General features: G+C 36.3%; 6 protein-coding genes. 3 read left to right on the forward strand and 3 right to left on the reverse strand.

All coding sequences use genetic code 11. The annotated features are described in order from the left end of the window. Positions 1 to 41 precede the first annotated feature (41 nt). The gene (gene lpxA / locus F6K13_RS14315) at positions 42 to 869 is read right to left on the reverse strand and encodes an acyl-ACP--UDP-N-acetylglucosamine O-acyltransferase (protein ID WP_124146200.1); all 828 of its coding nucleotides are present in this window, start codon (positions 867 to 869) and stop codon (positions 42 to 44) included. A 3-nt stretch (positions 870 to 872) separates the two neighbouring features. Then, the gene (fabZ, locus tag F6K13_RS14320; RefSeq protein WP_124146201.1) at positions 873 to 1397 is read right to left on the reverse strand and encodes a 3-hydroxyacyl-ACP dehydratase FabZ; all 525 of its coding nucleotides are present in this window, start codon (positions 1395 to 1397) and stop codon (positions 873 to 875) included. A gap of 247 nt (positions 1398 to 1644) precedes the next feature. On the opposite strand from fabZ, the gene F6K13_RS14325 reads away from it, so the two are divergent. Continuing rightward, a complete protein-coding gene (locus tag F6K13_RS14325) occupies positions 1645 to 1848 on the forward strand; it encodes a hypothetical protein (RefSeq protein ID WP_124146202.1) in 204 nt (67 codons plus the stop codon). A 44-nt stretch (positions 1849 to 1892) separates the two neighbouring features. Here F6K13_RS14325 and F6K13_RS14330 read toward each other — a convergent pair whose 3' ends face one another. Next, on the reverse strand, positions 1893 to 2900 hold the full coding sequence (locus F6K13_RS14330) for a UDP-3-O-acyl-N-acetylglucosamine deacetylase (RefSeq protein ID WP_124154123.1): 1008 nt from the start codon (positions 2898 to 2900) through the stop codon (positions 1893 to 1895). Between the two features lie 167 nt (positions 2901 to 3067). On the opposite strand from F6K13_RS14330, the gene F6K13_RS14335 reads away from it, so the two are divergent. Then, on the forward strand, positions 3068 to 4051 hold the full coding sequence (locus F6K13_RS14335) for a PstS family phosphate ABC transporter substrate-binding protein (protein WP_124154124.1): 984 nt from the start codon (positions 3068 to 3070) through the stop codon (positions 4049 to 4051). Between the two features lie 780 nt (positions 4052 to 4831). After that, positions 4832 to 5749 carry a phosphate ABC transporter permease subunit PstC gene (gene pstC, locus F6K13_RS14340; RefSeq protein ID WP_124146205.1) on the forward strand — a complete coding sequence of 306 codons (918 nt, stop codon included), beginning with the start codon at positions 4832 to 4834 and terminating at the stop codon, positions 5747 to 5749. Positions 5750 to 6125 lie beyond the last annotated feature (376 nt).

Here is a 6125-nt window from a genome sequence, read left to right on the forward strand (position 1 = left end):
TAGTTGGAGCAATTTTTTCCCTCTATTTAACAAAAACTCTATTAACGATCAATCTCTTCTAACCTTGCTCCCTTAGACATTTTTCCCGGCATCGGTCCACGACGTTTAGACTCAAGAGACATACTTAAAAAAGAATACAATTTTTGAATATACTTGTTATGAGAATCTAACTCTAATTCTGCTAAAGCTTCAGTCAGAGACCTACCAGAACGATAGAGAGTTCGGAAAGCCTTCTTCAATATTGCTAAATCTGCACTTGTCAAACCTGCACGCTTTAATCCTAACAAATTAAGCGATCGCACCAAACAAGGATGACCTTCCACCAACATAAACGGTGGTACATCTTTAACTATACGACTCATACCACCCACCATTGCCATTTTACCAATATGTACAAACTGATGAATACCCAATACCCCACCAATAACAGCTTTTGACTCAATTTTGACATGACCTGCTAAAGATACAGCATTAGCTATGACCACAGAATCTTCAATAATACAATTATGCGCCACATGGACATAAGCCATCAGTAAATTGTCATTACCAATAACAGTACTCTCACCAGCATAAGTAGCGCGATTAACTGTAACGTATTCCCTGATTTTGTTATTGTTGCCAATTTTTACCCAACTGGGAGCACCTGCATATTTTAAATCTTGTGGTTCTAGACCAATAGCTGCCCCAGGAAAAATTCGATTACCAGAACCAATCTCTGTTGGCCCTTCAATCACAACATGAGCGCCAATGGTAGTTCCCGCACCTACCTTGACCTGTTCCTCTATTACAGCATAGGGACCCACTTGTACAGTGGGATGCAGTTCGGCACTTTCAGCAATAACAGCTGTTGGATGAATCAGAGTAGGCATACTTCAATCCATTATTGAAAACATCAAATTTCCTTCTGCGGCTTTTTGACCATCCACTTCTGCAAGACCTTGCACTTTACCAAACTTGCCACCTTTAACAGATAATAATTCTGTCTTTAATATTAGTTGGTCTCCTGGAACTACTGGGCGACGAAACCTGACCTTATCCATACCTGCAAATACAAATAATCCTTTCTGAAGCTCTGGCATTTGAGCAAAGACTATGCCTGCAACTTGAGCCATTGCTTCTATGATTAATACCCCTGGCATAATTGGTCGTTCAGGAAAATGTCCTTGAAAATGGGGTTCATTAAAAGTCACATTTTTAATACCTACCGCTCTTTCTCCTGGTACATATTCTATAATACGGTCTACCAAAGCAAAGGGATATCGGTGGGGTAATAGTTTGTGAATTTCTTCAATGGTCATAATATTTACCCCAGTAGTCCCAGTATCTTGATTTGGCTGAGTTGAAGAATTTTCTGTGGTTTGTGCTGAATCTGTTGTAGTTTTTTCAGAGGTTGACATTATGTACAGTTCTTAATTGGCAGTCTCGATTTTACCATTATTCACTTCTCGCTGCTCTAAACAGACAGAGATTCTAAGCAAATGCTAGGCAACGGGATAAATAAACATTGCTCGCTTCTTCTTAGCTGTCACCCAGAAATTTATCCGGGTGGGACGAGTCAAAACGCCCCTAGACACTCACTTGTATTGACATTAAGTTATACAGATTGTGCTTACTTTTTCTGAGCTTTCGGGAGATTATATCACTATGTCAAAATGGTACACTCCCTGTCCTGCCATTGCTGGTAGTGATATAGTCATACTGCCGTTGAATGTATCAACCGTTGTTTCTTATTTACCGGGATTTCTCGGTACTAGGATAGTTCCAGGTGCAAATGAACACCTTACTCAAACTTTAATTCTATCAATTCGGCCCAATTTTTCCATAACGGTCATTTTTACCCCTGCCTGAAGGTGAGGAGCTTTCAATCTTCTTCTGTGTAATCAAAAGTAATCCTAACATGAATTTTTAGTCTTACTATCTACAGATAACTCAGAAATTTTTTGAGCTAATTGTATATGTAATTTATGGCTAGCTTTGTAAGCCAGATAATGAGCTTGAGGAAAACTACTTAATAAACTCAAATCTCCTACTAAGTCCAAGAGTTTATGACGTACAGGTTCATTTTCAAATCTTAAGGGTGGATTTAACCATCCGGACTGATTACAAACTAGAGCATTGTCTAGACTACCACCTTTAATTAAACCCGCTTCTCGTAATTGCTCAATTTGATGTGCTAAGGCAAATGTACGAGCTGGGGCAATACAGTCAGCAAAACTTTCTGTTTCTGGAGACCAACTATGCCACTGATTACCAATAGCTGGTAGATTAAAATCTATTCCGTAAGTAAACCGAGTTTCTCGACTAGGTAAGGCAGCGACAAAAGCATCACCTTGATTTATCCAAATTGGTCGGTCGATCGAATTTTCAGTCCTTAGTTTTGGCTTAAGACTGTGGTTTATTAGCTGTGGGCGATCGGTATTGTTAATATTTTTTTGCCCCATCTCCCCATCTCCCCATCTTTCCATCTCCCCATCTCCCCATCTCTCCATCTTTCCATCTCCCCATCTCCCCATTTCCCCATTTTCCTCCTCTGGTTGAGCAATTAATCCTACAGAAGCGATCGCCTCTACCCAGAGTTTAGCCGAGCCATCCAATAAGGGAACTTCGGGGCCATCAATTTCAATTCGAGCATTATCTACTCCCATTCCTGCCAAGGCAGCTAATAAATGTTCTACAGTGCGAATACGAATATTTGCAATACCAAATTCAGTAGAGAGAGTGGTAGAGACTACAAAATTTATGAGAGCTGGAATACTAGGAGTCTTAGGTAAGTCAACTCTAACAAAATATCTACCTGCATTTTTGGGGGCAGGTATAACTCTAATATGAGATTTAATACCGCTATGCAGACCTATTCCCCACTGTGAAAATTCTGTTGCCAAAGTATATTGGTTATCCATATTTTTGTCATAATTATTGTTAGCTATTAACCTATATTTAAACTGTGCTTAAATTTTACTTATTCTCCAATAATTATAATGAGACTCTAAATAACAATTATTATTTTTACATGATATAAATGTTTAATTTTCTATATTTTTGATAAAAAGTCTAGGAAAACAAGAGTATGGTAACTACCAAAGTAAAGAATTTGAAGCTGAATAAGTGGAAATTAGCTAGTGTCTTTGCTCTAGTAGCTACAACATTAGCTATAACTATTCCTGTAGTTAGGTCTCAAAGCCCGTCTATAATTAAAATTGATGGTTCTAGCACAGTTTACCCTATTACCGAAGCAGTAGCAGAAGAATTTCAAAAAGAGAAAAGAGGTGTTATGCGGGTAACGGTTGGAATTTCTGGAACAGGGGGAGGCTTTAAAAAATTTTGTTCTCTAGAAGATTCCGTTAGAACAGATATTTCTGATGCTTCCAGAACTATTCAACCATCTGAAATAGAAAAATGTAAAGCTGCAGGAATTGAATTTATTGAATTACCTATTGCTTATGATGCTATTACTGTAGTTGTTAATACTGAAAACTTTGTTGATACTATGAGTGTGGAGGATCTCAAAAAGATGTGGGCACCGGAGGCCCAAGGTAAAGTTATGAAGTGGAATCAGGTGAACTCTAATTGGCCTGATGCAGAACTGAGAATGTATGGACCAGGTGCAGATTCAGGTACATTTGACTATTTTACTAAAGAAATAGTTGGTCAGTCTAAGGCTAGCCGTTCTGACTATACACCTAGTGAGGATGATAATGTTTTGGTTCAAGGTGTTGCTAATGACCCTAATGCTATTGCTTATTTTGGCTATTCTTATTATGAAGCGAACCGAGACTTACTAAAAGCAATAGCTATAGACAATGGTAATGGACCTGTTAAACCTTCATTGGAAACAGTGCGAAGTGGACAATATCAACCTCTGGCTAGACCAATTTTTATTTATGTTAATGCTAAATCCACAGAGCGTCCTGAAGTTAAAGAGTTTGTTGAATTCTATCTGAAGAATGCTCCTCAGTTAGTTAAAGAAGTCAATTCTGTACCTCTTTCGGAACGAGAATATCAGCGAGCAATGGAACGTTTTAAAAATCGTGTTATTGGGAGTGGTAGTTAAATTTTATAATAATTAAAGCATTTTTAAGTAGAATAATTATTCGATTTTTCAGACCAAAGTAGAGTCAAGTGGCTAAACATATTTTATGATTTAAGTTCATGCTAAAAATCAGATAAATTATCGGCTAATATCTAAGCATAAATTTTATGTGAGGCTGTACAAAATCATGAAATTTATTCACTTGTCTGTCTAGATATACAGTCAACTTTGATTAAATTATTATTCTTTGCAAATTCATATTAATTCGGCATAAGTACCAATTCTTATTTTTCATTAGTTAGTAAGTATTCAAGATTCAGTCTTATAGCCCACATCCCATACCACAAAATGTAGTATATAAGAAGGAGACAGGAGACAGAATTTTAGAAGAAAATCATAGCTACCGTGATTGAGTAATCAATCAAGTAAGTATTCATGCTTAATTATTTACTCGGAATTTGATCGACGAAAAAAGTAATCGAGATGATTCGCCTATAAATATTTACCAAGCTACAGATTTATATACTACTTTTAATAATACAAACCGAAGTACGGAATGTGGGTTATAGCAGAAGGAAGAAACGAAGTTGGAAAAATCAGGTTCTGTCTTAGTTTTAAGCTTTTGATATGTCCGTGCCTTTCCTTCAACTGCTATAGAGGTACAGGAATTATGGTCAAAATGGGAAACCCTGGGCTTGTATATATTCTTTTTACCAAGGTATGTCAAATATGACTATCTTTTTCTGAACTATAACTTACTGAATGCTAACCATTATTATTTACTTAATTCCTGAGTATTGAATGAGAGATAAACTTTTAAAATTAATAAAATCACCAAGATTAGTTCAAGATACACGAGAAAAAACAATTGAATATATTTTATTTCTAGCAGCTTTTTCCTCTGTAGCAACTACAATAGGAATTCTGTTTATATTAGTCAGAGAATCAGTTTTATTTTTTCAAGAAATATCCATATTAGACTTCCTGACAAGTACAGAATGGACTCCCTTATTTCAAAATCCTCAATATGGAATTTTACCTTTAGTCTCAGGAACTTTAGTAACTTCAATTATTGCTTTAATGATAGCTATTCCACTGGGCACTATAGCAGGAATTTATCTGAGTGAATTTTCCCCAATAAAATTTAGAGAAACCATCAAACCATTCTTAGAATTATTGGCTGCTATTCCCACAGTAGTTTATGGTTATTTCGCACTCTTGTATGTCACTCCACTATTACAAAAAATATTTCCAAATTTACCAACTTTTAATATGTTGAGTGCAGGATTAGTAATGGGGGTAATGATTATTCCATTTATTAGTTCTATAAGTGAAGATGCTATGCGTTCTGTGCCAGTAGGTTTACGAGAAGGGTCTTTTGCTATGGGAGCAACTAGGTTTCAAACATCATTATTAGTTGTATTTCCGACTGCTATTTCTGGTATTTGTTCGGCTTATGTTCTGGGAGCTTCCCGTGCAGTAGGAGAAACAATGATTGTTGCTATTGCGGCTGGTTTGCAGCCCAATTTTACTTTGAATCCTACAGATCAAGCTGCTACTATTACAGGGTATATTGTGCAGGTTAGTCTTGGTGATTTACCTCATGGTACTTTAGCTTATCAAACAATTTTTGCTGCTGGTCTAACTTTAGTATTGATAACTTTAATATTAAATATAATCGGTCATTTTCTAGCTAAACATTATCGCGAAATATATTAACAGAAGGAAGAAGGAAGAAGGAAGAAGAAGGAAGAAGGAAGAAGGAAGAAGGAAGAAGGAAGAAGCTGTTATGTTTTTAAATTGGTTATTGATACTAGCCAACAGATTTTCATAAAATTCGTGTATTGAGAGGATAACTATGAAGGTAAGCATTCAGCTATTAGCTGTCAGCTCTCAGCTATCATGAAGTGGTTTTAATGAATATAGACTGTTTTAGGCCGCTTTTATAGTTAAGTATAAATTCTGCCTCAATTAGTAAAGCTTTTATCTAAAACTAAAAGCAATAGCTGATTGCTAATTGCTGACGGCTGAATGCTTACCTATGAAGTTATATTTCAGATAAAAATACATAAGCTATCAGCTGATAGCTGATAGC

Source organism: Okeania sp. SIO2B9 (genome assembly GCF_010672505.1).
GTDB classification, from domain to species: Bacteria; Cyanobacteriota; Cyanobacteriia; order Cyanobacteriales; family Microcoleaceae; genus Okeania; species Okeania hirsuta.

Bases quoted from the DNA above. Each gene is read 5' to 3' on its own strand.
- F6K13_RS14325 (WP_124146202.1), top strand. From the start codon at position 1,645: ATGTCAAAATGGTACACTCCCTGTCCTGCCATTGCTGGTAGTGATATA.
- lpxA (WP_124146200.1), bottom strand. From the start codon at position 869: ATGCCTACTCTGATTCATCCAACAGCTGTTATTGCTGAAAGTGCCGAA.
- F6K13_RS14330 (WP_124154123.1), bottom strand. From the start codon at position 2,900: ATGGATAACCAATATACTTTGGCAACAGAATTTTCACAGTGGGGAATA.
- fabZ (WP_124146201.1), bottom strand. From the start codon at position 1,397: ATGTCAACCTCTGAAAAAACTACAACAGATTCAGCACAAACCACAGAA.
- pstC (WP_124146205.1), top strand. From the start codon at position 4,832: ATGAGAGATAAACTTTTAAAATTAATAAAATCACCAAGATTAGTTCAA.
- F6K13_RS14335 (WP_124154124.1), top strand. From the start codon at position 3,068: ATGGTAACTACCAAAGTAAAGAATTTGAAGCTGAATAAGTGGAAATTA.